General features: G+C 72.6%; 21 protein-coding genes. 10 read left to right on the top strand and 11 right to left on the bottom strand.

Annotation, left to right across the window (positions count from 1 at the left end; genetic code table 11):
- Positions 1 to 65: 65 nt before the first annotated feature.
- On the bottom strand, positions 66 to 2648 hold the full coding sequence (locus tag E6R60_RS19940; protein WP_136327956.1) for a bifunctional FO biosynthesis protein CofGH: 2583 nt from the start codon (positions 2646 to 2648) through the stop codon (positions 66 to 68).
- 116 nt (positions 2649 to 2764) lie between these two features.
- On the opposite strand from E6R60_RS19940, the gene E6R60_RS19935 reads away from it, so the two are divergent.
- Positions 2765 to 3442 carry an HAD-IA family hydrolase gene (locus E6R60_RS19935; protein WP_136328099.1) on the top strand — a complete coding sequence of 226 codons (678 nt, stop codon included), beginning with the start codon at positions 2765 to 2767 and terminating at the stop codon, positions 3440 to 3442.
- Between the two features lie 142 nt (positions 3443 to 3584).
- Here E6R60_RS19935 and iolD read toward each other — a convergent pair whose 3' ends face one another.
- The 6 genes from iolD to E6R60_RS19905 are packed head-to-tail and all read right to left on the bottom strand — an operon-like array spanning position 3585 to position 9989.
- A complete protein-coding gene (iolD, locus tag E6R60_RS19930; protein ID WP_240802629.1) occupies positions 3585 to 5441 on the bottom strand; it encodes a 3D-(3,5/4)-trihydroxycyclohexane-1,2-dione acylhydrolase (decyclizing) in 1857 nt (618 codons plus the stop codon).
- Positions 5438 to 6277 (bottom strand): 5-deoxy-glucuronate isomerase, encoded by an 840-nt coding sequence (gene iolB / locus E6R60_RS19925; RefSeq protein ID WP_136327954.1) that lies wholly within the window; start codon positions 6275 to 6277, stop codon positions 5438 to 5440. Before iolB ends, iolD begins: the two co-directional genes overlap by 4 nt.
- 11 nt (positions 6278 to 6288) lie before the next feature.
- Complete coding sequence (locus tag E6R60_RS19920) at positions 6289 to 7164, bottom strand: deoxyribose-phosphate aldolase (RefSeq protein WP_206309465.1); 876 nt, start codon at positions 7162 to 7164, stop codon at positions 6289 to 6291.
- Positions 7157 to 8101 carry a 5-dehydro-2-deoxygluconokinase gene (iolC, locus tag E6R60_RS19915; protein WP_136328097.1) on the bottom strand — a complete coding sequence of 315 codons (945 nt, stop codon included), beginning with the start codon at positions 8099 to 8101 and terminating at the stop codon, positions 7157 to 7159. Before iolC ends, E6R60_RS19920 begins: the two co-directional genes overlap by 8 nt.
- A gap of 32 nt (positions 8102 to 8133) precedes the next feature.
- The gene (locus E6R60_RS19910) at positions 8134 to 8991 is read right to left on the bottom strand and encodes a TIM barrel protein (protein WP_346766080.1); all 858 of its coding nucleotides are present in this window, start codon (positions 8989 to 8991) and stop codon (positions 8134 to 8136) included.
- On the bottom strand, positions 8991 to 9989 hold the full coding sequence (locus E6R60_RS19905; protein ID WP_136327952.1) for a Gfo/Idh/MocA family oxidoreductase: 999 nt from the start codon (positions 9987 to 9989) through the stop codon (positions 8991 to 8993). Before E6R60_RS19905 ends, E6R60_RS19910 begins: the two co-directional genes overlap by 1 nt.
- 162 nt (positions 9990 to 10151) lie before the next feature.
- Here E6R60_RS19905 and E6R60_RS19900 point away from each other — a divergent pair, with 162 nt between their 5' ends.
- A complete protein-coding gene (locus E6R60_RS19900) occupies positions 10152 to 10895 on the top strand; it encodes a GntR family transcriptional regulator (protein WP_136327951.1) in 744 nt (247 codons plus the stop codon).
- A gap of 88 nt (positions 10896 to 10983) precedes the next feature.
- Here E6R60_RS19900 and E6R60_RS19895 read toward each other — a convergent pair whose 3' ends face one another.
- The 3 genes from E6R60_RS19895 to E6R60_RS19885 form a co-directional block, all read right to left on the bottom strand.
- Positions 10984 to 11619 (bottom strand): DUF47 family protein, encoded by a 636-nt coding sequence (locus E6R60_RS19895; protein WP_136327950.1) that lies wholly within the window; start codon positions 11617 to 11619, stop codon positions 10984 to 10986.
- Entirely contained in the window at positions 11616 to 12593 is a 978-nt protein-coding gene (locus E6R60_RS19890; protein WP_136327949.1) for an inorganic phosphate transporter, read from the bottom strand. Before E6R60_RS19890 ends, E6R60_RS19895 begins: the two co-directional genes overlap by 4 nt.
- A gap of 72 nt (positions 12594 to 12665) precedes the next feature.
- Positions 12666 to 13979, bottom strand: coding sequence for a phytase (locus E6R60_RS19885; RefSeq protein ID WP_136327948.1), 1314 nt, complete (start codon positions 13977 to 13979; stop codon positions 12666 to 12668).
- A gap of 287 nt (positions 13980 to 14266) precedes the next feature.
- On the opposite strand from E6R60_RS19885, the gene E6R60_RS19880 reads away from it, so the two are divergent.
- The 8 genes from E6R60_RS19880 to E6R60_RS19845 all read left to right on the top strand — a co-directional run bounded on the left by E6R60_RS19880 (position 14267) and on the right by E6R60_RS19845 (position 24772).
- Positions 14267 to 15478 carry an ABC transporter substrate-binding protein gene (locus E6R60_RS19880; protein ID WP_206309464.1) on the top strand — a complete coding sequence of 404 codons (1212 nt, stop codon included), beginning with the start codon at positions 14267 to 14269 and terminating at the stop codon, positions 15476 to 15478.
- A 94-nt stretch (positions 15479 to 15572) separates the two neighbouring features.
- A complete protein-coding gene (locus E6R60_RS19875; RefSeq protein WP_136327947.1) occupies positions 15573 to 17465 on the top strand; it encodes an iron ABC transporter permease in 1893 nt (630 codons plus the stop codon).
- A 4-nt stretch (positions 17466 to 17469) separates the two neighbouring features.
- Complete coding sequence (locus tag E6R60_RS19870; RefSeq protein ID WP_136327946.1) at positions 17470 to 18681, top strand: ABC transporter ATP-binding protein; 1212 nt, start codon at positions 17470 to 17472, stop codon at positions 18679 to 18681.
- Complete coding sequence (locus E6R60_RS19865) at positions 18669 to 19472, top strand: HAD family hydrolase (protein ID WP_136327945.1); 804 nt, start codon at positions 18669 to 18671, stop codon at positions 19470 to 19472. Before E6R60_RS19870 ends, E6R60_RS19865 begins: the two co-directional genes overlap by 13 nt.
- Positions 19462 to 20271, top strand: coding sequence for an HAD family hydrolase (locus E6R60_RS19860; protein WP_136327944.1), 810 nt, complete (start codon positions 19462 to 19464; stop codon positions 20269 to 20271). The genes E6R60_RS19865 and E6R60_RS19860 overlap by 11 nt, the downstream gene beginning before the upstream one ends.
- Positions 20268 to 21104 carry an inositol monophosphatase family protein gene (locus tag E6R60_RS19855; protein WP_136327943.1) on the top strand — a complete coding sequence of 279 codons (837 nt, stop codon included), beginning with the start codon at positions 20268 to 20270 and terminating at the stop codon, positions 21102 to 21104. Before E6R60_RS19860 ends, E6R60_RS19855 begins: the two co-directional genes overlap by 4 nt.
- Positions 21101 to 21919, top strand: a complete 819-nt coding sequence (locus E6R60_RS19850; protein WP_136327942.1) for an HAD hydrolase family protein — start codon at positions 21101 to 21103, stop codon at positions 21917 to 21919. Before E6R60_RS19855 ends, E6R60_RS19850 begins: the two co-directional genes overlap by 4 nt.
- A gap of 282 nt (positions 21920 to 22201) precedes the next feature.
- Positions 22202 to 24772, top strand: coding sequence for a hypothetical protein (locus E6R60_RS19845; protein ID WP_136327941.1), 2571 nt, complete (start codon positions 22202 to 22204; stop codon positions 24770 to 24772).
- 126 nt (positions 24773 to 24898) lie between these two features.
- Here the strand turns inward: E6R60_RS19845 and E6R60_RS19840 are convergent, their stop codons facing one another.
- On the bottom strand, positions 24899 to 25555 hold the full coding sequence (locus E6R60_RS19840; protein WP_136327940.1) for a maleylpyruvate isomerase N-terminal domain-containing protein: 657 nt from the start codon (positions 25553 to 25555) through the stop codon (positions 24899 to 24901).
- Positions 25556 to 25668 lie beyond the last annotated feature (113 nt).

Below are 25668 nucleotides of genomic sequence, written 5' to 3'. Positions count from 1 at the left end.
AGCGCCCCCGGGTTCCCCGCTCAGGGCGGGGAACCCGGGGGCGGCGCGGCCTCGGCGGGCGGGGCTCAGCCCTCCAGCACCGGCAGCAGTTCCGGCAGGTGCCCGTCCGAGGCCGCCGCGGCCGTGACGCGCTCGGCCGGCACCTCTCCGTACAGCGTCGTACGCGGCTTCGCCGGCCGGCCGGCCGCCGCGGCCACCGCGACCAGGTCCTGCACCGACTTGTAGGAGCCGTAACCCGACCCGGCCATGCGGGAGATGGTCTCCTCCATCAGCGTGCCGCCCAGGTCGTTCGCTCCTGAGCGCAGCATCTCCGCCGCACCCTCCGTGCCCAGCTTCACCCAGCTGGTCTGGATGTTGGTGATGTGCGGGTGGAGCAGGAGGCGGGCCATCGCCGTGACGGCCCGGTTGTCGCGGTCGGTGGGGCCGGGGCGGGCGATGCCCGCGAGGTAGACGGGTGCGTTGGTGTGGATGAAGGGGAGGGTGACGAACTCCGTGAAGCCGCCGGTCTCCTGCTGGAGGCGGGCGAGCGTGCGCAGGTGGCCCAGCCAGTGGCGGGGCTGGTCGACGTGGCCGTACATCATCGTGGAGGAGGAGCGCAGGCCGACCTCGTGGGCCGTCCTGATGACCTCCAGCCACTCCGCCGTCGGCAGCTTGCCCTTGGTGAGGATCCAGCGGACCTCGTCGTCCAGGATCTCCGCCGCCGTGCCGGGGATCGAGTCCAGCCCGGCCTCCTTCGCGGCGGTCAGCCAGTCGCGGATCGACAGGCCGGTGCGGGTGGCCCCGTTGACGACCTCCATCGGTGAGAACGCGTGGACGTGCATGCCGGGCACGCGTTCCTTCACCGCCCGCGCGATGTCGAAGTACGCGGTGCCGGGCAGGTCCGGGTGGATGCCGCCCTGCATGCAGACCTCGACCGCGCCGACGTCCCACGCCTGAGCGGCCCGGTCGGCGACCTGGTCGAGGGAGAGGGTGTACGCGTCGGCGTCGGTGCGCCGCTGGGCGAAGGCGCAGAAGCGGCAGCCGGTGTAGCAGACGTTGGTGAAGTTGATGTTGCGCGTGACGACGTAGGTGACGTCGTCGCCGACGACGTCACGGCGCAGGGCGTCCGCGATCCGGCAGAGCTCGTCGAGCGCCGGCCCGTCCGCGTGCAGCAGGGTGAGCGCCTGGGCGTCGGTGAGCTTCGTCGGGTCGGCGGCGGCCTGGCTGAGGGCGCCCTTCACGTCGGTGCCGACGCGGGAGGGGACCATGCCGGGCGCCGCGGCCTCGCGGAGCGCCTCCCAGTCCCCGTACACCTCGTCGAAGTCGTCACGGCGGTCGGCGGTGCGGCCCTCGGTGTCGATGGTGCGGTGCAGATCGGTGCGGCCGGAGGCGTGGAAGCCCTCGTCGGGCTCCTGCCAGGGCAGGCCGGCGGGGAGCACCCCCTCCTTCGCGAGCCCGGTCTCCGGGTCGGCGAGGGCGCGCACGTGCGGGAGGAGGCGGGGGTCGAGCCAGGGCTCGCCGCGCTGGATGAACTCGGGGTAGATGGTGAGCCGTTCGCGCAGCTCGAAGCCCGCGTCGGCGGTCCGCGCGGCCAGCTCGTCGATGTGCGGCCAGGGGCGCTCGGGGTTCACATGGTCCGGGGTCAGCGGGGAGACGCCGCCCCAGTCGTCGATTCCGGCGCCGACCATCAGCGCGTACTCCGCGTCGACGAGGTTCGGCGGGGCCTGGATACGGGCGGACGGGCCGAGGATGTGGCGGGCGACGGCGATGGCGGCGGCGAGCTCCTCCAGCTCCGCGTCCGGCATCGCGCGCATCACCGTGCCGGGCTTGGCCCGGAAGTTCTGGATGATGACTTCCTGGATGCCGTGGTAGGCGCGGGCGGTCCTGCGCAGCTCGAAGAGGGAGTCGGCGCGCTCCTCGTACGACTCGCCGATGCCGATGAGGATGCCGGTGGTGAACGGGACGTTGGACCGGCCCGCGTCCTCCAGGACCCGCAGCCGCACGGCCGGTTCCTTGTCCGGGGAGCCGTGGTGGGGGCCGCCGGGCTCGGACCACAGCCGCGTCGCGGTCGTCTCCAGCATCATGCCCATGGACGGGGCGACGGGCTTGAGGCGCTGGAGGTCGGTCCAGGTCAGCACGCCCGGGTTGAGGTGCGGGAGGAGACCGGTCTCCTCGAGGACGCGGATCGCCATGGCGCGTACGTACGCGAGGGTGTCGTCGTACCCCTCGGCCTCCAGCCACTCCCGGGCCTCGGGCCAGCGGTCCTCCGGGCGGTCGCCCAGCGTGAACAGCGCTTCCTTGCACCCCATCGCCGCGCCGTCGCGGGCGATGGCGAGCACCTCGTCCGGGGACAGGAACATGCCGTGCCCGTCGCGCCGGAGCTTGCCGGGGACGGTGACGAAGGTGCAGTAGTGGCACTTGTCGCGGCAGAGCCGGGTCAGCGGGATGAAGACCTTGCGGGAGTACGTGATGACTCCGGGCCGTCCCGCCGCATCGAGACCCGCGTCCCGTACCCGGGCGGCGGATGCGGCGAGATCCGTCAGATCGTCGCCGCGCGCCTGGAGCAGGACGGCGGCCTCGGCCACGTCGAGGGCGACACCGTCTCTGGCGCGCTTGAGGGCACGTCGCATGGAGTTGGTGGTGGGACGTCCGCGCTGAGGATCGGTCATGAACCGAGCATACGAGCGAGAGCCGGGCCGGTGACGGGCCGGATCTCCGGCAGCGCCCTCGCGCCCCTTGCGCCTCGGACGTGCGGGACTCCGGGACCCGTAGGCTCGGTCCGGTGATGGAAACGATCGTCTTCGACACCGGCGAGACACTCATCCGCGACGACCGCTACTGGGCGTCCTGGGCCAACTGGCTCGGCGTCCCGCCGCACACGCTGAGCGCGCTGGTCGGGGCCGCGGTCGTCCAGGGCCGGGACAGCGCCGACGCGCTGACCATGCTGCGCCCCGACATGGACGTCACCGAGGCCTCCCTCGCCCGCGCCGCCGCCGGGCGCGGCGAGCACCTGGACGAGTCGGACCTCTATCCGGACGTGCGGCCGGCCCTCGCGGAACTGCGGGCGCTGGGCGTACGGGTGGTGGTCGCGGGCAACGGGACGGTGCGGGCCGGGGAGCTGCTGCGGGCGCTGGACCTGCCGGCGGATCTGGTCGTCACCTCGGACGAGTGGGGCGTCGCCAAGCCGGACCCGGAGTTCTTCGCCCGGGTCCTGGAGGCGTCCGGCGCGCATCCCCAGGCGACGCTGTACGTGGGCGACCACCCGGCGGGCGACCTGTTCCCGGCCAAGTCCTCGGGCCTGAGGGCGGCGCACATCCGGCGGGGCGCGTGCGGCTACTGGTGGGCGGATCACCCGGATGTGGTGGAGACGGCGGACTTCCGCATCAACGCGCTGACGGACCTCCCGGCCCTCCTGAACAAGACCCCCGACCCGCCGCGGGTGAGAGCGCTGCGGGCGCTCTAGCCACGGGGGACGGCACTGCGGGTGCTTTGACTGCGGGTGCTTTGACTGCGGGGCGCTTTACCTGCGGGGCCCTCGGCTGGGGGCGCTCGGGGACGCCGACGGGCCGGTCCCCCGGGGGGACCGGCCCTCACGCGCGGGCCCCTCAGAGGTACGGGCGCTGGGCGGTCTTGGCCTTCGTGTACGACGCGCGGGCGGCCTTCGTCTCCGGGGCCTCGGAGACCTCCGCGACCGGGACGTCCCACCAGGCTCCGGAGGACGGGGCGGGGGCCAGCGGATCCGTTTCGATGTGGATCACCGTGCAGCGGTCGGAGGCCCTGGCCTCGGCGAGGGCCTTGCGGAGTTCGGCGATGCCGGCGACGCGCAGGACGTCCGCCCCCAGACTCGCCGCGTTGGCCGCCAGGTCGACGGGCAGCCGCTCCCCCTCCAGCGCTCCGCTCTCCGCGTCGCGGTAGCGGTACCAGGTGCCGAAGCGGGGCGCGCCCACCGTTTCGGAGAGCGCGCCGATCGAGGCGAAGCCGTGGTTCTGGACCAGGACCACGATGAGCTTGATTCCTTCGGAGACCGCCGTCAGCAGTTCCTGGGCCATCATCAGGTAGGAGCCGTCCCCCACCATGACGAAGACCTCGCGCTCGGGGGCGGCGAGTTTCACGCCGAGCCCGCCGGCGATCTCGTAACCCATGCAGGAGTACCCGTATTCGACGTGGTACTGCTTCGGGTCCGCGGGCCGCCACAGTCTGTGCAGGTCACCGGGGAGCGAGCCGGCCGCGCAGACCACGACGCCGTCCTCACCGGCAGCCTCGTTGACCGCTCCGACGACCTCGGACTGCGCGGGCTTCGGGGTGCGGCCCACGTGGTGGGCGACGTCCACCACCGCGTCCCACTCGCGGGCCAGTGCGGTGGCCCGCGTGCGGTGCTCCGGGGGGACCTGCCAGTCCGACAGCCCGGCCGTCAGGGCTTCCAGGGCGGTGCGGGCGTCCGCGACCATCGCCAGCCCGGCGTGCTTCACGGCGTCCAGCCGGGCCACGTTGATGTTGAGGAACCGGACGCCCGGGTCGGCGAACTGGGTGTGCGAGGCGGTGGTGAAGTCGCTGTAGCGGGTGCCGATGCCGATCACCAGGTCGGCTTCCCGGGCCAGCGCGTCGGCCGCCGTCGTGCCGGTGTGCCCGATCGCGCCGACCGACGACGGGTGGCCGTGCCGGAGCGACCCCTTGCCCGCCTGAGTCTCCGCGACCGGAATGCCGGTCGCCCGGGCGAACGCGTCCAGCGCCTCGGTGGCGCCCGCGTACACGACTCCGCCACCGGCCACGACGAGGGGGCGGCGGGCGTCCCGGATCATCCGGACGGCGTCGGCCAGCACCTCGGGCTGCGGGGCCGGCCGGTCGATGCGCCACACCCGGTGGGCCAGGAACTCCTCCGGCCAGTCGTAGGCCTCGGCCTGCACGTCCTGGGGGAGCGCGAGCGTCACCGCACCGGTGTCCACCGGATCGGTGAGCGTGCGTACGGCCGCGAGGGCGGCGCCGATCAGCTGCTCGGGGCGGCCGATCCGGTCGAAGTAGCGGGAGACGGGCCGGAAGGCGTCGTTGACGGTCACGTCGCCCGCCCACGGCATCTCCAGCTGCTGGAGCACCGGTTCGGCGACGCGGGTGGCGAAGGTGTCCCCGGGGAGGAGGAGCACCGGGAGCCGGTTGATGGTGGCCCCGGCGGCGGCGGTGATCATGTTGGTGGCCCCGGGCCCGACGGACGCGGTGCAGGCGAAGGTCGAGAGGCGGTCGGTCATCCGGGCGTAGGCGGCGGCGGTGTGCACCATCGCCTGCTCGTTGCGGGCCTGGTAGTACGTCAGGTCGCGGTTCTCCCAGAGCGCCTGCCCCAGGCCCGCCACATTGCCGTGCCCGAAGATCCCGAAGCAGCCGGCGAACAGGCGCCGGCCGACCCCGTCCCGTTCGGTGTGCTGGGCGGTCAGGAAACGCACCAGTGCCTGGGCGACGGTGAGCCGGATCATGCTGCTCCTTCCGTGGACGGTGCTCCGGGGGCGGCGGGCGCGTCGCCCCATGTTTCGCGGATCCAGGCGTGTGCCGGGTCGTCGGTGATCCGCCAGGCGCGCTCGTCGTGCGGGCCGGCCATCACGTTGAGGTAGTACATCGGGTAGCCGGGCAGCGCGGCCGAGGGGCCGTGCCAGCCGTCCGGCACCAGCACGACGTCGCCGGTGCGGACCTCGGCGGTCTCGCCGGCGGGGCCGGGCGGGCTGCCGCCCAGTCGGTGCTGGCCGAAGCCGTCGCGGCCGATCTCGAAGTAGTAGATCTCCTCCAGCTCCGACTCGGTCGCGGTGTGCTCGTCGTGCTTGTGCGGCGGATAGCTGGACCAGTTGCCGTCCGGGGTGATCACCTCGACGACGATCAGCCGGTCGCAGGTGAAGCCGTCGGCGCTGGCCAGGTTGTTGACCTGCCGCCGGCAGGAACCCGCACCGCGCGTCTCGACCGGCACCTCCTCGGCCGGGCCCCGGCGGAACGGCAGGTCCCGCCGGGCGGTGCCGCTCGCCAGCGCGAAACGGCCGCCGCCGGGGCTGCTGAGGACGGCGTCGCTGCGCCGGGGGACGTAGGCGAAGTCGCTCACGCCCTCGAAGACGCCGGTGCGGCCGGCCAGGGTGAACTCCTCGCCGCCGCAGCGCACGGAGCAGGAGCCGGACAGGGGGACCACGATCACCTCGCGTTCCCGCGTTCCGAAGGACTGCGAGCCGCCCGGTCCGAGTTCCAGGACTCTGAGTCCCGTGTGCCGCATGCCGGTGTCCACGGACCAGGGGCCGTGTGCGGTGCTGCCCGCGGGCTGGTGGCCGTCCATGGCGTCTCCTCTCACAGCAGGCCGACGGCGGTGTCCACCGCGGCGGCCACGTCGTCGTCGGGCGGGTAGAGCAGTGAGCGGCCGGCGACCAGGCCGCGCACGGTGGGGAGCCGGAGCGCCTTCTCCCAGGAGGCGTACGTGTCGTCGGGGCTGCCCGGAGGGTCTCCGCCGAGCAGCAGCGCGGGAAGCGTCGACGCCTCCATCACCATCTCCATGTTGTCGACCACCGGCACCTTCAGCCAGGTGTAGGCCGAGGTGCGGCCCAGCCCCTGGGCGATGGCCAGCGCCCGGACCATGGACGCGGGCCGCAGGTCGTTGACCGCTCGCCCGTCCGCCAGGCGCTCGACCCAGAAGGGTTCGACCAGGGCCGGAAGCCTGCGGTCGGCGAGATCGGAGACGGCGCCCGCGCAGCCCGCCAGGGTGGACGCGCTGGCGGGGTCGGTCGGGTCGATGCGCAGCAGCATCTTCCCGGCGTTGAAGCCCATCTCCTCGATCGAGGCGGCGTCGTAGGCGGTGAAGCGGTCGTCGATCTCGAACGCGGTCCCGGGCACGCCGCCGCGGTTCATGGAACCGATGACGACCTTGTCGTCCAGGGCGCCGAGCAGCAGCAGGTCCTCCAGCACGTCGGGGGTGCCGAGCACGCCGTCCACCCCCGGGCGGGCCAGGGCGGTGAGCAGGCGGTCCAGCAGTCCGACGCGGTTCGCCATGGCGTCGGCCCGGCCGCGCACGGCGAGGGCGCCGCGGGCCGGATGGTCGGCGGCGACCAGCATCAGCCGGCCGGACGGCTTCACCATCGGGCGCCTGCGGCGCCGCTGCGCCGCCTCCGCGATCGCCTCGGGCCGCCGGGCCCGCGTCTCCAGCAGGGTCTGCAGCACTCCGTCACGCATGCGGTGCCGCTTCCTGGGAGTGGGCGTGTTCCATCATGTCCTCCACCTGGGGGGTAGTCGGCATGTCGGGGGCGCAGAAGAGCCGCCCCGCGACGTAGGCGCCTGCGGCGTTGGCGAAGCGGAGGGTCCGCTCGAGGGGCCAGCCCGCGAGCAGGCCGTGGCACAGGGCGCCGCCGAAGGCGTCGCCCGCTCCGAGTCCGTTGACGACCCGGACGGGGTGGGGGGCGACCACGACCCGTTCCCGGGCGGTGCGTGCCAGCACTCCGGCGGGTCCTTGCTTGACCACGGCGAGCTCGATGCCGGTGGCCAGCAGGGCGTCGGCCGCGGCGTCCGGGTCGCGTTCGCCGACGGCCGCCTCGCACTCGTCGAGATTGCCGACGGCCACGGTGGCCCCGGCGAGGGCGGCCCGCAGCGCGGGTCCCGCGGCCTGCGGGGAGGGCCAGAGCCCCGGCCGGTAGTCGAGGTCGAGGACGGTGATCCCCGAGCGGTCGCGGGCGGTGAGGGCGGCGAGGTGGGCGGCCGCGCTGGGTTCGGCGGAGAGCCCGGTGCCGGTGATCCAGAGCAGTCCGGCCGCGCGCACCTCGTCCGGGTCGACTTCCTCGGGGTGGATCCGCAGGTCCGGGGTGCCGGGCGGGCGGTAGAACCAGATGGGGAAGTCGTCGGGCGGGAAGACCTCGCAGAAGGTGACGGGGGTCGGGGGTCCGGCGACGGGGCGGACCCGGGCGGCGTCGACTCCGTAACGGCCCAGCTCGGCGCGGAGGTAGTCGCCGAAGGGGTCCTGTCCGGTGCGGCTGATCAGGGCGGTGCGGCGGCCGTGCCGGGCGGCCGCGACCGCGACGTTGGCGGCGCTGCCGCCCAGGTGCTTGCCGAAGGTCTCGACGTCGGCGAGGCCCACCCCCTGCTGGAGCGGGTACAGGTCCACGCCGAGCCGCCCCATGACGAGCACTTCGGGCGCGGGGGGTGCGGCGGTCACGACGTCACCTTGCGCAGATGGGCCAGCGACGCGACGACGTCGGCCAACGGGCCTTCTCCGGCAGCGGGTTCGGCATCGAGCACGGTGTCCTGTTCGAGGACGTACCACCCGGTGTAGCCGGCCGCGTCCAGGGCGGCGGTGATCGCGGAGATGTCCACGTCGCCCTGGCCGAGCGGCTGGTAGAGGCCGGTGCGGACGGCTTCCGTGTAGGTGCGCTCCCCGGCCCGGACGCGGGCGGCGAGCGCCGCGTCGACGTCCTTGAGGTGGACGTGGGCGATGCGGTCGGCGGCCCGGCGGGCCAGGTCCACGGGGTCGCTGCCGCCGGCCAGGAGGTGGCCGGTGTCGAGGCAGAGGGGGACGGTACTGCCGGTGAGGACGCGCTCGACCTCGTCCGGGCCCTCGACCATCGTGCCGATGTGCGGGTGGAGGGTGGCGGTGATGCCTTCCGCCGCCGCGTGGGCGGCGATCCGGTCGAGGTTGGTCAGGAGCGCGCCCCATTCCCGTGCGGAGAGTTCGGGGCGGGCGTCGTAGCCGTCGGATCCGGTCGCGGCGGCCAGGACCAGGGTCCGGGCGGACCCGAACCCGGCCAGCGCGCGGCGGACCTCGGGCAGCGGGTCGCGGTCCGGGTCGTGCAGGACGACGGGGACGAATCCGCCGACGGCGGTGAGCCCGTGTCCCGCGAGCAGTTCCGCGCGGGCGTCCGGGTCCTCGGGCAGGAAGCCGTCGGGGCCGAACTCGGTGGCGGCGAGACCGGCGGCGGCCATCTCGTCCAGCACCCGCTCGGGGTCCATCTGGTGTCCCCAGCCGGGGACTTCGCACACGCCCCAGGAAATGGGCGCTCCGGCGACGCGGATCATCGGCCCGCCTCCTCTACTCGTGCGGGTCGGCCGGTACGGCACGAAAGGTCGGCGGCCTCGGCGACCAGCAGGGCGGCCAGCGCGTCGTCCCCGGTGCAGGGGCTCGGCCGGAGGCCGGCGGCCACCTCGGTGAAGGCGGTCAGCTCGGCGACGTACGCCTCCCGGAAGCGGCTCAGGAAACCGTCGTGGGAGACGGCGCCGGGCTGCGGTCCGCCGGTGGTGAAGCCCAGGGGGGTGTGCGGGTCGAGGCCGGTGGCCAGCGTGCCCGTGGAGCCGGCCACCTCCATCCGTACGTCGTAGCCGGCGCCGTTGTAGCGGGTGGCGGTGCACGTCACGAGGGTGCCGTCGTCGAGGGTGAGGACGGTGACGGCGGTGTCGACGTCCCCGGCGGCGGTGAAGCAGGGGTCGCCGCGGTTGGCGCCGGTGGCGCTGACCTCGACGACCTCGCGGCCGGTGACCCAGCGCACGATGTCGAAGTCGTGCACGGCGCAGTCGCGGAAGATGCCGCCCGACGCGGGCAGGTATCCGGCCGGGGGCGGCGCCGGGTCGGCGGTGCAGGCCCGGATGGTGTGGAGCCAGCCCAGTTCACCGGCGGCGACCGCGTCGCGCAGCTCCGCGTAGCCGGCGTCGAAGCGGCGCTGGAAGCCGACCTGGAGCGGGACCCCGGTGCCGTCGAGCTCGGCCAGCAGGGCGCGGGTCCCGTCGAGGGAACCGGCGATCGGCTTCTCGCAGAAGACGGGCACTCCGGCGCGGGCGGCGGCCCGGACGAGGTCCGCGTGGAAGGCGGTGGGAGCGGCGATCACGACCCCGTCCAGGCCGGAGCCCAGCAGTCCGTCGAGGTCGGGGGCGTGCTCGGCACCGAGTTTGACGGCCAGTTCGTGCGCCTGGCGTTCGAGAGCGTCGTGGAGGACGACCCGCGTGACGGCGGGCAGTCCGATCAGGGTCTCGGCGTGGAACGTGCCGATCCGGCCGGTACCGATGAGTCCGATGCGCATGCGCGAATGCCTCCGGTTCGAGGAGGAGTGGATGCCTGTCCCTGATTTGTATCCTCGGCACTCACAGCGCGTCAAGCATTTGTTCTGACATATATACGTACAGAGCTTGAGTCGAACTGTGCGGCATACTGAACGCCTGGTTCTACGCATCGAGGAGTCCCGATGGAATCGATCACCAGGCTCATAAGCATCGACCGCAGCAGTCCCGTGCCGCTGTACTTCCAGGTCGCGCAGCAGCTCCAACAGCTCATCGAGGCGGGCACGTTGGCGCCCGGCACCCGGCTGGAGAACGAGATCGCCCTGGCGGACAAGTTCGGTCTCTCGCGCCCGACGATGCGTCAGGCCATGCAGCATCTCGTCGACAAGGGGCTCCTCGCGCGCAAGCGCGGCGTGGGCACCCAGGTGGTCAACAACCGGGTGCGCCGGCAGGTCGAGCTCACCAGCCTCTTCGAGGACCTGAAGCGGGACGGCCGAAGGCCGCGCACCGAGGTGCTGTCCATGGAGACCGTGCCCGCCGTGGCAACCGTCGCGGCCGCACTCGAACTCGAACCCGGCGCTCCCACCGTGGCGTTGCGCAGGCTGCGGTACGCCAACGACGAGCCCATCGCCGTCATGCAGAACCACCTTCCGGCCGATCTGCTGCCCCTGACCGAGGACGAGCTCGCCGAGTACGGGCTCTACGAACTGCTCAAGCGGGCCGGCATCTCCCTGCGCACCGCCCGCCAGAACATCGGGGCGCGCAGGGCCACGGCGTCGGAGGCCCGCCTGCTGGACGAGGGCCGCAGCGGCACCCTGCTGACCATGGAGCGCACGGTCCACGGCGATTCGGGGCGTCCGGTGGAGTTCGGGTCCCACCTCTACCGGGCGTCCCGGTACTCCTTCGAGATGACGCTGACCGCGCACTGAACGGCCGGCGGGCAGCAGCGGGCGGGCACGCTCCGGGCCGCCCGCTCGGTTGCCGCGCGCCCGGAACCGTCCGCTCCCCCTCAGGGCCTCAGTGACTGCGCTTCAGCATGGCGTCCGACAGGGCGGCGACGGACTCCCCCAGCCGCAGCCCCACGACGTCGAGCCGGCGCAGCAGTTCCCGCCGGGTGAGCGTGTCGGCACCGACCTCCCGGCGGAGCAGCTCCGCCATCGCCAGCTGGTAGTGCCGGCGCACCTGTCCGGCGGCCTTGCGGGCCGCCTCCGTGGCAGCGTCGACCTCCCCGGGCCGGTCGGAAAGCCCCTGGACGGCACCACGCAGCATCGCCAGGCCCTCGGCCACTCCGGCCAGCGCCGGCAGGTCAGCGGGCTCGCCCTCGGCGCCGTACAGATCGGTCTCGCGCACCAGGTCGCGGAGGTTGTCCAGGACGTCGTCGACGCTGCGGGAGAAGCGGTAGAGGTCCTCCCGGTCTATCGGCGTGGTCAGGGCGACGGCGAGTTCGGCGACCAGTCCGGCCCGGCCGGTGTCGCCCCGGTGCTCCACGTCGACCATGGCCTCGCGGGCCTCGGCGGGCGTGAGCGTGCCCTCGGACATCGCGGACGCCAGCCCCACCCCCTCGATCGCGGCGTCGAGCTGGGCGGCCAGCAGGTCGGTCAGCTGGTGGTGCGAGCGGCCGGTGAGGTCGTCGACGATTCTGCGGAAGGTCATGCGGTCACTCCTCGGGCGAGTAGGCCGGCCAGCAGGCCGGCCGCGTAGGCGGCGGGCAGGGTCACTCCCCAGGCGGTGACCAGGGGGACGGCGAACTGCCAGCGCACCCGGCGGCCCCCCTCGCTGGCCCCCGCACCCACCAGTCCGCCGATCACCGTCTGCGTCATGCTCACGGGCGCGCCCAGGGCGGCGCTGGAGAGCACCGTGGCGGAGGAGGCCATCTCGGCGGAGGCGACCTGCCAGGGGCGGGCGGCCAGCAGCCGGACGGACGCCCCGCCGGACACCCTGCGCAGACTGAGGACGGTCCCCACCGCGAAGACGAGCGCCACGGTCAGCACCGGCGCCGGGCCGGGCGGCGTGTCCAGGCTGCCGCCGACGTGGCCGGCCGACGCGACGGCCGCGACGGCGAACATCTTCTGGCCGTCGTTGGCGGCGTAGGCCAGGCACTGGCAGCCGAAGGCGGCCAGATGCACCCCGTGCACCAGGCGCGGCATCCCGGTCGTCGTCGGCATCCGGCGGGCGCCGCGGCCCAGGGCGAACCCGGCGGCCGCGCCGATCAGCGGGGCCGCCGCGGCGATCCCCAGCACCAGGCCGAGCCGGGCCCATTGCGGCCGTTCCCCCAGTCCGGAGCCGGCGCCGGCCAGCCCGCCGAGGACGGCCAGCGTGATCGAGGTGGGGATGCCCCGCCAGGTGAGGAGCAGGACGAGCACGAGGGCGGCGGCCGCTCCGCACAGGAAGATGAGCGCGGGGTGCCCCGCGTCGCCGGGGATCAGCCCTTCGGTGAAGGTGCGGGCCACCCGCACCCCGAACAGGGCGGGCCCGAGCGCCACCGCGGCGGTCAGCGTCAGCAGGACGGGAACGGCCGAACCGCTGCTGTGGCGTACGGCCATGGCGAGCAGCGAGGCGCCGTCGTTGGCGCCGCAGACGAGGACGAAGGCCAGGGCGGTGATGATGAGCGCGATGGTGGTGGTCAAGGAAGGTGCTACCTCACGTGGAGGGGGCGGCGCGCACCCGGTGTCCCGGTGTGCGCGCCGCCCCGCGGGCCGTCAGTCGTCCAGCTCGTCGGCCACGTCGTCCCAGTCGACGAACTTGAAGTTCGTGTTGGTGCGGATCTCTCCGTCCTCCCCGGTCACGTCGGGGGCGTTGAAGCCGTCGTGGACCACGAGCAGACCGTGGGGGTACTCGTCGCCCAGGGGGGCGTTGAGCACGGCCGCGCCGTCGCACTCCTCGGAGCCGTCGATCGCGCCGGCGCCCCCGGAGGCCGACGGGGCGACCCGGAAGTTGCCGATGTAGTCGTTGTCGCCGTCGCGCTCGTAGGCCACGAAGGTGTTGTCGCCCTGGCTGGAGGCGAGCAGGTAGCCCTCGCCGTCGTCCTCGCGGTAGATCGTCAGTCCTTCGACGTCGGCGGTGATGCGCTCGCCGCCGACTCCCGGGTCCGCGCCGGGAGTGCACTCGTCGGCGACCGGGTCGTACGTTCCGGGGATGCCGAACTCGCGGACCTTGTCGACCATCTGGGGCGATCCGGTGAGGTCGGCGCGCATCCGCCAGATGCCGACGTCCTCCTGGGCCGCGTAGAGCACGCCCCGCTCGGGGTCCACGACCATGCCCTCGACCTGGGGGGTGCGGCCGGGCTCGTCACAGGGGGTCCAGCGGGTGCCGTTGCCGATGTCGAACGAGGAGGGCAGGGCCAGCGTCCGGATGCGGTGGTAGGTGACCGTTCCGGTGGCGGTGGCGGTCAGCTCCATCAGCGCCAGGCTGGTGGTGTGGCGCTGGCTGGCGAGCGCGTAGTACCGGCCGTTGGAGGCGTTGCGCCAGGTGGCGAGCCCGTACGCGGTCTGCTGGTCGTCCACCGCGGCCTCGGTGGCGCTGAAGACCCGGGGTGCCGCGGGGTCGGTGAGGTCGGTGAGCGGCGCGCCGGGGTGGTGGCGGTCGATGCCGTAGATCCGCAGCCGGTCGCGTCCCCGGTCGGAGACGACGGCGATGTCGGTGCGGTTGCCGTTGATCTTCAGACCCGAGAGCAGATCGACGTTGTTGTACCGGCCGGGTTCGTTGTCCGGCCCGGGTGCGGCGGGCGCCTGGATCGACTGGATCTGGTGGCCGCCGAGGTCGTGGACGCGCAGGCCGCCCTGCTTGGCCGTGGCGATGACGAGGCTGGCGTCGGGGTCAGCGGCGTTGTACCAGATCGCCGGGTCGTCCGCGTTGGCGTCGCCGCCGGCCGCGTCGTCGTACAGGGCGGGGGTCTCGCTGACGGCGTACACGGACGGGGTGTCCGAGGCTGCCGCGGGGTTGGCCGGTGTCGCCATCAGTGCGGCGGTCGCGGCCGCCAGACAGACCGTCGTCAATCGTCTGGACAGGTGCATCGTGCCTCCCGGATTGGGTTGGGCGGTGCGGGTTGGCCAGGACAGTACATAAGTATGTGCTGACATAAAAGACTGCGGACATGAGCGGTTCGCGGAAGCGCCAACCTCCGTCGATTTCCACAGAGTTACATCAGCATGTCTTGACATAGTGAAGAAAGCGGGCGGAAGCTGCTCCCCAAGTCGCCCCGGCCGCGCCGCGGAGAGGGCCGCCGTCGCTGTGACGGGCGGTCCGAGGCCGACCCACTCAGGAGCAGTCCGGCTCCGCCGGGCCCACGCAGGAGGTCAGGTTGTCCAGCAGCACTCGCGATATCGGTGGCACGCAGCGACCGGTCCCAAGAATCGCCCTCGCCGCCCTGGTCGCCGTGCTCGCCGGCGCCGCGGCATGCGCGCCGTCGAGCCAGCAGGGCGGCGGCGCCGCCCCGGGCAGCGCCACCCCGTCCGCCGTCATCGACGATGCCGCCTCCTTCGACCTGGACGCCCTGGTGGCGGCCGCGAAGAAGGAGGGCTCGCTCACCGTGTACGACAGCTCGGGCGACATCACCAAGGTCGCCAAGGCGTTCAGCGCGAAGTACGGGATCAAGACGACCGGCGTGAAGAACAAGGTCGGCGACACCCTGGAGAAGATGACCAGGGAGAACCAGGCCGACAACGTCACCATCGACATGACCCTGTACGAGGACGGCCCCAGCCTCGTCGGCGAGCTGCTGCCGCAGAAGGTCGTCCACACCTGGATACCCGCCGACCTGGCGGACGGAGTGGCGGCGGCGAACCGCAGCCCGCTGCTCGTCCTGTCCAAGGCCAACGTCTGGGTGTACAACCCGAAGCTCTTCCCCAAGGGCTGCCCGGTCGACAACATCTGGGACCTGGTAGGGCCGGAGTGGAAGGGCAAGGTCTCCCTCCAGGACCCGCTGGGCAAGCCGAACATCGTCGAGTGGTTCAACCAGATGTCCAACGGCGCCGACCAGGCCCTGCGAGATGCCTACAAGGCCAACTCCGGCGAGGAACTCAAGACTTCGCAGAAGTCGGCGGCCGAGGAGTGGGTCGTGGGGCTGGCGAAGAACCACCCCGTGCTCACCTCCGCCGACGACGACGTGGCCGCCGCGGTGGCCTCCCCCAAGCAGACGCAGCCGCGCATCGGGCTCGTCTCCAACGCCAAGTTCCGCGACGTCGAGGAGAAGAACTACTCGATGCGGGTCTGCGACACGCTCAAGCCGTGGAGCGGATACCTCTACCCGAAGTACTCGGCGATCGCCACGAAGACCAAGCACCCCAACGCCGCGAAGCTCTTCACCCACTTCATCCTCACCGAGGAAGGCATCACCCACGAGATGGGCGCCGGCGGCATCCCCGGCAGCACGGCGGTCAAGCAGGGCTCCTTCACCCCGGACGGGCTGAAGGACTGGAACAAGGAACTGTTCGCCTTCGACCCCAAGTACCTGGCGAAGGACTTCGCGGACACCGAGGCCATGCAGGACCTGTGGCGCATCAGCCACAGCTGACCTCCCAGGCCCCTGTCCCGTCACCCTCTTCCGGCCGGCCCGGCCTCCCCCGACGGGCCGGCCGGACCACGCATCCCTCTCCTGGAGAACGCCCATGGCCGTGGCCGACCCCGACACCGCCCCCGCACCCGACCCGCCCCGCTCCGAACCTGCCCCCGCCGGGGGAGGCGGCCCCACCGGGAAGCGCGGATCCGGACGACTCAACCGACTCCGCTACCGCCTGAACGTGCTGCGCCACGAACCGACCTACGTGGTCGGGGGCGTACTCGTCCTCCTGCTCGCCTACCTCGTCGTGGCCCCGCTCGTCGCGGTGCTCTCCGACGCCGCACGCGTCCAGGTCGGCGACGACGGCAAATCCGGGCAGTCCGTCGGCGCGCTCACCGGCTACTACCTGTGGCGCGTCTTCCGCTCGCCGGTCTCCGACTTCCTCTTCTGGGAGCCGTTGCGGCACACCGTGGTCGTCGCCCTCGGCGTCACGCTGCTCGCCGTCATCCTCGGCGGCACCGCCGCCTGGCTGCTCACCCGTACCGACATACCCGGCCGCAAGTGGCTGTCGACCGCGCTGGTCGTCCCCTACATGCTGCCGTCCTGGACGTTCGCACTGGCCTGGCTCGCGCTGTTCAAGAACGACAGCTCGGGGGGACAGATCGGCCTGCTGGAGGCCTGGGGCGTCCACACCCCCGACTGGCTCGCCTACGGCGCCGTACCGATCATCATCTGCCTCGGCCTGCACTACTACCCCTTCGTCCTCCTGCTGCTGGGCAACGCGCTGCGCCGCATCGACAGCCAGTTGGAGGACTCCGCCCGCATCCTGGGGGCCAGGCGCCGCACCGTGGTGGGGCGGATCACCCTGCCGCTGATGCTGCCCGCCATGTCCTCGTCGGTGCTGCTGGTCTTCGGCCGCATCCTCGGCACGTTCGGTACGCCGTACATCCTCGGGCTGCCGGTCAACTACGAGCTGCTGTCGACCTCGCTGTTCCGCGCGGTCCACGACCACCAGCAGGGCGTCACCGCGGTGCTCGCCGGCGTCATCGTGGCGATCGGCATCGTCGTGATCATCATCGACACCCGGCTGGTGCGCGAGCAGCGCAAGTTCGTCACCGTCGGCGGCAAGGGCGCCATGGACCGCGTCAGCCCGCTCGGCCGCTGGCGCCCTGCCGCGCTGGGCGTCGCCCTCGGCATCTTCGCCATCGGCGTGATCGTCCCCGTCGCCACCCTGGCGCTGTCCACGGTCAGCAAGACCCCCGGCGTGTTCAGCCTCGACAACTTCACGCTCAAGTTCTGGATCGGCGAGCACATCGCCGGCGCCCCCGGCTTCCCGCACGGCGTGCTGCGCGGAACCGAGTTGTGGGACGCCGCGTGGAACAGCCTGCGCATCGTCGGTCTGGCCTCACTGATCTGCGGGGCCGTCGGGCTGCTGATCGGCTACGTCGTCGTCCGGTCGAACGGCAGCCGGCTGGGCGTCGCCCTGCGCCAGATCAGCTTCCTCCCGTACATGGTGCCGGGCATCGCCTTCGCCGCCGCGTTCCTGACGCTCTTCGCGGTGCAGCGGGGGCCCGTTCCGGCCCTGTACGGCTCGATCACCCTGCTCGTCATCGTGCTCGCGGTGACCCACCTGCCGTACTCCTCACGCTCGGGCATCAGCGCCATGATGCAGCTCGGCCCGGAGCCGGAGGAGGCCGCCCAGGTGACGGGGGCGGGCTGGTTCACCCGGATGCGCAAGGTGGTCATCCCCATCCAGCGGGGAGCCCTGGTGACCGGAGTGGTGCTGCCCTTCATCTCCGGGCTCAAGGAACTCAGCATCGTGATCATGCTGACCACCACCGGCACCCAGCTGCTCACCACGCTCTCCATCAACCTCGTCGACTACGCCTACGACCAGATGGCGAACGCGGTGGTGCTCGTCATCTCGCTGATCTCCTTCCTCGCCACGTACCTCACCCAACGCCTGACCAGGACCAACCTGTCCTCGGGACTCGGAGGCTGACGCCATGCCCACCATTGCGCTCACCGCGGTGCGGAAGAGCTACGGCTCCAACCCTCCCGCCATCGACAATCTCGACCTGGAAATACCCGACGGCTCCTTCACCTGCCTGCTCGGCCCCTCCGGCTGCGGCAAGACCACCACGCTCCGCATGATCGCCGGCCTGGAGCACCTCGACTCGGGCTCCATCTCGGTCGGCGGACGGGTCCGCGACAGCGTGGAGCAGGGCGTGTTCGTGCCGCCCGAGGAGCGGGAGATGGGGCTGGTCTTCCAGAACTACGCCCTGTGGCCGCACCTGACGGTCGCCAGGAACGTCGAGTTCGGGCTGCGGGTACGGAAGGTCCGCGCGGCCGAACGGGCCGAACGCACCATGAAGGCCCTGAAGATGATGCAGATCGACTGGGCCGCCGACCGCTACCCCGCCCAGCTCTCCGGCGGCCAGCAGCAGCGCGTCTCCCTGGCCCGCATGCTCGTCATCAACCCGGAGGTGCTGCTCCTGGACGAGCCGTTGTCGAACCTGGACGCACAGCTCCGCCTGGAGATGCGCGCCGAGCTGAAGCGGCTCCACGACGAGACGGGCCACACCATCGTGTTCGTCACCCACGACCAGCTGGAGGCCATGACGATGGCCACCCACGTCGTCGTGATGAACAAGGGCGAGGTGCAGCAGCTCGCGCCTCCGCTGGAGGTCTACCACCGCCCGGCCAACACCTTCGTGGCCCAGTTCGTCGGCAGCCCCCCGATGAACCTCTTCGACGTCGGGACCGACGACGACGGCCCGTTCCGCGGCGCCGTCCACGACCGCGTCGTGAGCGAACGCCGGGAGCTGAACGGACAGTTGCGCACGGTGGGCGTCCGCCCGGAGTCGATCCGGCTCTCCCGCGGACCCGCGGCCACCGTCCCGGCGCCGGACGGCGTCCTGGAGTTCGACGCCACCGTCACCACCGTGCTGCCCACGGGATCCAGCACCACGGTGTCGCTGGACGCGGCGGACACCGAGCTGTACGTGATGTCCTTCCAGGCGGTGACCGCGGTGCCGGGAGAAACCGTCCGCTGCTCGGTCGACCTGACCGACCTGCACCTGTTCGACGCGGCGCAGGCGAGGCTCCCGGAGCCGTCGGCCGCCGCGTCCGCGACCTCCGCCGCCTCGGATCTTCCCGCCGCCGCACCTTCTGCCACCCGGCCCAGCAAGGAGAACACCGCACCGTGGACCAGCTGATCCGCCCCGCAGCCCTGCTGCTCGACTTCGGTGGAGTCGTCGTCGCCACCACCAACCGCCCCTCCTGGCCGCAGGAGCTGGCTGCCGAACTGCACCGCGACCTCACGGCCGCGGGCTGCCACGAGCTCAGCCGCGAAGACATCGTCAGCGACCTCGAGGCGGCGGCCGCCGCCGACTCGCACTGGAAGAACGCCATGTCCCGGCCGGCCGCGCCCGCCGAGATGACGGCCCACCGCTACTGGACGGAGTTCGTCGCCGCCGACTGGCCCCCGGCCGCCCTCGCCTTCGTCACCGCGCACGCCCTGGTCCTGTGCCACCGGCAGGGCCAGCTGCGCCAGGACCGCGAGACCCGTCCGGGCATGGACGAACTCCTGGACGCCGCCGACGGTTTCGGGCTGCCCGTCGCCATCGTCTCCAACGCGCTGAGCGGCTCCGTGCACCGCGACTACCTGCGGGACACCGGCCTGGACAAGCGGCTGGCCCTCCAGGTCTACAGCGACGAGGCGGGCGTCCGTAAGCCCAACCCCGAGATGATCCACCTCGCGGCACGGGCCCTCGGCGTCCCGGCCTCCCGCACCTGGTACGTCGGCGACAACTTCGACCGTGACGTGCTGTGCGGCCGGCGGGCGGGGGTCGGCGCGAGCGTGCTGATGGAGGCCCGGGGGACGTACGAGCGCCCGTACGTGGTCCGGGTGCAGCCGGACGCGGTGGTCGCCGACCCGTACGGGCTCCGCGACCTGCTGATCGCCGCGTGCGCGCGGCCCGGTGCGGGTACGGACGATGCCGCGTAGCCCGGGGGCGCGGAGCGGCCCGCCCCGCGCCCTGCTCCTGGACCACGGCGGCGTCCTGATCCGGTCGGTGAAACGCCCCGAGCGGATGCCCGCGTTCGCCGACCGGGTGCTCGCCCTCGCCGGCGGGCTGACCGGCCTCGACCGGGAACGGGTCCTGCACGACATCCGCGCCGGCCGGGCCGCGTACGGCGACTGGAAGAACGGCAACGCCCGCAGAGCCGCGCCGCGCGAGGTCACCCACCGCGAGCTGTGGGCGGAGTTCATCGCGGCGGACTGGCCCGAAGCGGCGCGGGCGGCGGTGACCGCCGAGGCGACGGCGCTGTGCCGCGGGCTGGTCCTGGCCGAGGGCGACAAGGCCCACGACCCCGCGGTGATCCAGGTGCTCCGGCTGTGCCGGGAGCACGGCATCCGCACCGGCATCGTCAGCAACACCCTGGTCGGTGCGCTCAACCGCGAGATGGCGGCGGCCGGCGGCATCGCGCCGTACCTCGGCGTGCAGGTCTACTCGGACGAGACCGGCCACCGCAAACCGGGCCCGCACCTGCTCCTGCTGGCCGCCCGGGCGCTGGGCACGGACCCGGCGGACTGCTGGTACGTGGGCGACAACTACGACCGCGACGTGGTGTGCGGGATCCGGGCGGGGGTCGGCCGCACGGTGCTGATGCGCCCCGAGGCCCGCCTCGACCCGGCCGCCCGCCCGCAGCCCGACACGGTCGTCCACGACGGCGAAGGACTCCTGGAGCTGCTGCGCTCCGCACTGACCCGGCCCGACACGGCCGACCGAGGGGATCACGCATGACCGCGACGGACGACATCGACGAACTCTCCGCACACCTGCGCACGGTGGCCGTGGAGGCCGCGCTCGCGGTGGCGCCCGACCTGCGGGACGCGTTCCGCGGCCGGATGGACGTGGAGTTCAAGCGCGACGAGCACGACCCCGTGACCGAGCACGACCGGCGGGCCGAGGAGCGCATCCGGCACGCCCTGCTCGGCAAGGTCCCCGACAGCACGGTCATCGGCGAGGAGGGCGGCCGCCGGGACGGCAGCGGCACGGTCTCCTGGTACGTGGACCCGATCGACGGCACCGCCAACTTCGCCCACGGTCTGGCGTTCTTCTGCACCGCGATCGGGGCCGTCGTCGACGGCCGCCCGGTGGCCGCCGCCGTGGTCGACCCGATAGCCGGCCACGTCTTCTCCGCCGACCTCCGGGGCGCCTACCTGGGCGACCGCCCGCTGGTGTCCGCCGGGACCGCCGACGAATCCCGCGCCCTCCTCATCACCGGCTTTCCCAACAGCAGGGAACTCGCGTCCGGCGACCCGGAGTCCCCGGCGCGGTTCGCCGGACTCGTCTCCCGCTACGGCACCGTCCGCCGCACGGGCAGCGCCGCGCTCACCCTCGCCCATGTGGCGGCGGGCTGGTGCGACGCGGCGCTGGGCACGACCGTCAACGCGTGGGACATCTGCGCCGCCCACATGCTCGTCGACCGGGCGGGCGGCACGTACGTACCGTTCGGCGGGGAACCCGGCTGGGACCAGCCGTGCTACATGGCGTACACCCGGGACCTGGAGCCGACGGCGCTGAGGGACTTCACGCGCTGGTACACCGCCCGGGCCGCGGGGACGAGCCGATGACCGCGGACCCCGGGGCCGGGCTGAGCCACGCCTGGATCGTCACCGACCTCGACGGCACCCTGGTCGACCGGAACCTCGGCCTGGTACCCCGCAGCGTGGAGGCGCTGCGCCGCTACCGGGACAGCGGCGGCACGGTGTTCATCGCCACGGGCCGCAACGAGGAATCCGCCACCCCGTACCACCGGGAACTCGGCCTGGACACCCCGATGATCCTGTACAACGGGGCCCGCATCACCGACCCCGCCACCGGAGCCCACCTCCTGGACCTGGACCTGGGCGCCGTCTGGCCGCCGCTGCGGGACCAGGTCGTCCCCGCCCTCCCCGACGGCGTGGGCGCGGTCGCCTTCAGCGGGGGCGACGCCCATGTCCTGCGCGACGCCCCCGCGCTGACGGACTACGCCCGCCGCGACCGCATCGTGCTGCTGCCCGACCCGCCGGACGGCCCGCCCACCAAGGTCATGCTGATCTCCGACGGCCGGAACCCCTCACCCCTGGCCGGCTTGGTGACGCGCCACTGCCCGGACGCCCTGCTCGTCCAGTCGGAGGACACGTACCTGGAGATCCTGCCCCCCGGCGCCGGCAAGGAGGCCGCGCTGAGGGAGCTGGCCGCGCGGTACGGCATGGACACGCACCGGATCGCGGCCATCGGGGACAACCCCAACGACACGGGCATGGTCACCCTCGCGGGCCTCGGCGCCGCGGTCGGCGACGGCCACCCCGAAGTCCTGAAAGCCGCGGACATCGTGGTCGCGCCCTGCTCCGAGGGGGCGGTGGCCGACCTGGTGGGCCGCATCCTGGACGGCCCGCTGCCGTAACGGAGCTGAGCCCTGACGGCCGGGGCGGGGCGCGTCACTCGTGCGCCGCCGCCTCGGCCCGTCCGCCGGCGGGAGCTCAACTGGAAGGCTCGAACACGGGGGCACACACTGGAAGGGCGCACCACTCGCGCCGGCAGGCCCGGAGCGCCCCTGTTCCGTCGCATCACGTGCGGACACCGGAACAGGGCATCCCGTCACCCCTTCGCAGGGCGCTTCCGCCCCCGCAGGGCACGACCCGGCCCCCGCTCGCCCCACACCGCGTATCCGTGAGGAGCGTAGAACATGCTTCCCCACTACTATCCCTACATTCGCGACACGGTGACGATCACCGAGAAGCTGAACGCATTCTGCGCGCGGCCCACCAGCGGGCCGGTATTCCTCATCGGGCGCGTCGTGCAGCACGAGCCCGGGTGCAATCTGCGGGTCACCGCGAACCGAGTGATCATCGTCGCGGATGTCTACGACGGCAGCAACGGAGTGATCGATGCCGGCGCCACGAGCAGGGGCGGGCCCGGCGGCGCGGTCACGGTGATGTGCCGCCGGTCCGTCAACGCGCGGGTGTACGCCCCCGGCGGATACGGGACCGCCGGGGCGGCCGGGGCGGACGGCTCTCCGGGGACGGCCAGCTATCACAGCGACGGCTACTGGGAGACCGTCACCGACGACGTCTACGGAACCACCCGCGACGTATGGCACGAGAGCGTGGACATCCCGGGCGCCGATCCCACCAACGGGGGCATGGGCGGGCCCGGTGGTCCGGGCGGCAGCGGCGGGTCGATCACGTTCACCAGCATCGAGGACGAGACGCCGCCGGATCTGTCGGCCGCCGGCGGTGCGGGCGGTCCGGGCGGCCCCGGCGGGGCGGCCGCGCAGGGCCCCTTCAGCTCAGGGTCGGTGGAGGGGGAGCCCGGAGCGGACGGCCCCGGGGGGCCCGACGGCCGGGTCGACGTCACCACCCTCGGCGAAGCCGACTACGTCGCCGGCCTCCGGCCACTGCTCGACAGCGCTGGACCGGTCTTCGCGAACTACTGGGCCCCCTACCGCATCGCCGTCGGCGACTACTTCTATCACCTGTACAACCCGGGTGTGCCGGAGCGGGCCGCGTACGGAGCCCTCGCGGCGACCGAGTTCAAGCGGGCGCTGGAACTGCAACCCGACAACGCCGACGCGATCCGCCTGCAACGCCAGCTCGCCGGCTTCCCTCCGGCACCCGGAGCGGCGTGGGTCGGTGGAGGCGCCAACGCCCTGGGGCTGCCACCCGACCTGGACGTGGTGCCCAATTTCGACGCGTACATCGAGGCGTTCACCCGCTTCCTGGGCCCGGTTCTGCAGTTTCTCGGTATCGGCGTCAACGAGATCATCGCGCACAAGACGATCGGCGATCTGGCCGAGATCGCCGGTCAGCTGTCGCTGCAGGCGACCGCAGCGCGCGACGACGCCGACCGCACCCTCGGCATCGCCAGGACGGAACAGGCCCAGGCCGACAGCGACCTCGCCTACGCCCAGACGCAGGTGGACCAGGCGACCGCGGCCATCGGCGCGGCCATCGTCGAGGCCCAGCACCAACCGGACCCGCCCGGCATCTCCTTCGGCGACGTCGTCGCGACGATCGCCGAGGTCGGTGGCGCGGTGTTGAGCGTGGTGGCCGCGGTCCCGACCGCCGGCGCAAGCCTGGTCGCCCTGGCGCCGAACCTCATGCTGCTCGCGGACACCGTGTTCGACAGCGCGGCGCCGATCGCCCAGGCACTGCTGCGCGGCGACGACGCCGATCTGACGGAGATCAACGCCGCGTACGCCGCGGTCGACCAGGATGCCTCCACCGTCATCGGAAGTGCCCGCACGGTCGTCAACTTCGTCACCGTCGCGCAGAGGCTCGCCCAGGTCACGACGGCCCAGAACGCGCCGCATGTGGCCCTGATCAGGCGTGGCACCGAGCTCACCCACGACCTGCTGCTCGCCCGCAACCGCGCCGTGCTCGCCCGCCAGCGCGTCGACGCGGGCACCGCCCGGCTGACCGGCGCGCAATACGTGGCCGCACAGGCGGATGCCCTGCAGCACAAGCAGGTTCTGGACGCGGAGGCGGTCAAGCAGGCGGGGATGCTGGCCGTCTCCACCGCTCAGTCGAAGGCCGACGCCTTGCTGGGCCTCGCGTTCCGGGCGAAGCGGTCGGTCGAGATCTACACGTTGAAGGACGAAAACCCTCACTTCCCCCTCGACGCCGGCCGGATCAGCCCCGACCTCTCGACCGACTACTACGAGAAGGAGATCGACGAAGTCAGGCTCGCGAGTGAGCTCACCTCGTCGTGGGGAAGGATCCTCACCCTGGTGCACATGCAGACCGACTACACCGAGTACTTCGACGGACCGCTCGATCAGGACTGGATCAGGCAATCGTTCAAGCCCTCCGATCCGCAGGTGGCCGACCTGAAGTCCCTGCACCGGTTCGCGTTCACCGTCGATCCGGTCGCCGGCGTACCGGCCGACCATTTCGACGCGAAGATCAAGAGCATCCGCCTGGCACTCATCGGTGCCTCTCACCCCGAAGGCGAGATCTCGTGCGAGGTGCGCCACGACGGGAGGTACCAGCAGCGCCGGCCCGACCAGAGCGTCACCACCCAGTGGCTGCTGCCCAAGGTCAGCACGCGCACCGCCAAGACGACGCCGCTGCTGGCCGATGAAGGGCTGGGCTACGACCCGCCCCTCGACGCTCCCAAGTCACTGGCCTTCTGGGGCCGGGGCGTGGGCGGTAACTGGCAGGTGACCGTCCCCCAGAAGCAGTTCGACACGGGGCTGGACCTCGACGGGCTGACACAGATCCAGGTGTGGATCGGATACCAGTTCCTGCACGGCTGACCTGACGCACCGGCGGAATCGAGGGATGCGGGAGGGGCGGGGCATTCCAGGCAGCCGCACAGGCGATGTCCCGGCCCTCGCATCGCCCGCCCCCTCCCGACGCCCGGTCGTCCGGCCCCCGACGGCTCAGCCTAGGACCAGGGGAAGCCGGGCGGCGAGACCACCGAGTTCGGCCGTCTCCGCCGCGGTCGGGGTGCGGCGGCCGGTGCCGACGAGGAGCGCGTCCTCGTCCGAAAGCGACGCGGGGAACGCCGCGCCCGCGATGGACTCCAGGAGCCGCCGCGAGCGGGCGAGGCCCTCGGGCGGCGGGCCGGACGCGGCCGGGAGATGCGCGATCAGGTCGAGGTGGTGCAGCGTCCATTCCAGGACGTACGCGGTGAGGTACGCGTCCACCGTGAGCACCTCGTCGCGGGTCCCGACCCGGGCTTCGGGGTCCGCGAGACCGGCGGCCCGGCCGGCGGCCGCACCCACGTCGTCGAGGTGGAACTTGAGCAGCCACGGTTCTCCGTACGCCGCCGCGAGGCGCACGGTCAGCGCGTCGAGCGGGTCGTCCCCGCCCGGAGGCGTACCGGAGACCTCCCAGTAGGTCACCGCGTCCCGCGTCGGCGCGGATTCGGCGGGGGTGGCCAGCGTGATGAGGACGTCCTGGGCGTCGATGACCAGGTGGCACACCAGGTCCCGTACGAGCCAGCCGGTGCAGCCGGAAGGACGCGCGAAGTCCTCGTCCGGGAGTTCGGCGACCGCCGTCCGGAGCGCTGTCCACGCGCGCGAGAAGAGATCCACGGCGGCACGCTAACAGCGGAGGAGGAAGCCAGGTGTCACTGCCCTGCCGGCCCGTCCGCATCGGCCGCCGCCCGGGCGAAGGCACGCACGAGCGGCGTCTCGCCCCCCGTGCG

Source organism: Streptomyces sp. A0642 (assembly GCF_004795105.1).
GTDB lineage: Bacteria > Actinomycetota > Actinomycetes > Streptomycetales > Streptomycetaceae > Streptomyces.
The sequence above is the reverse complement of the archived record's forward strand: the minus strand, read 5'-3'. Positions and strand labels throughout refer to the sequence as shown.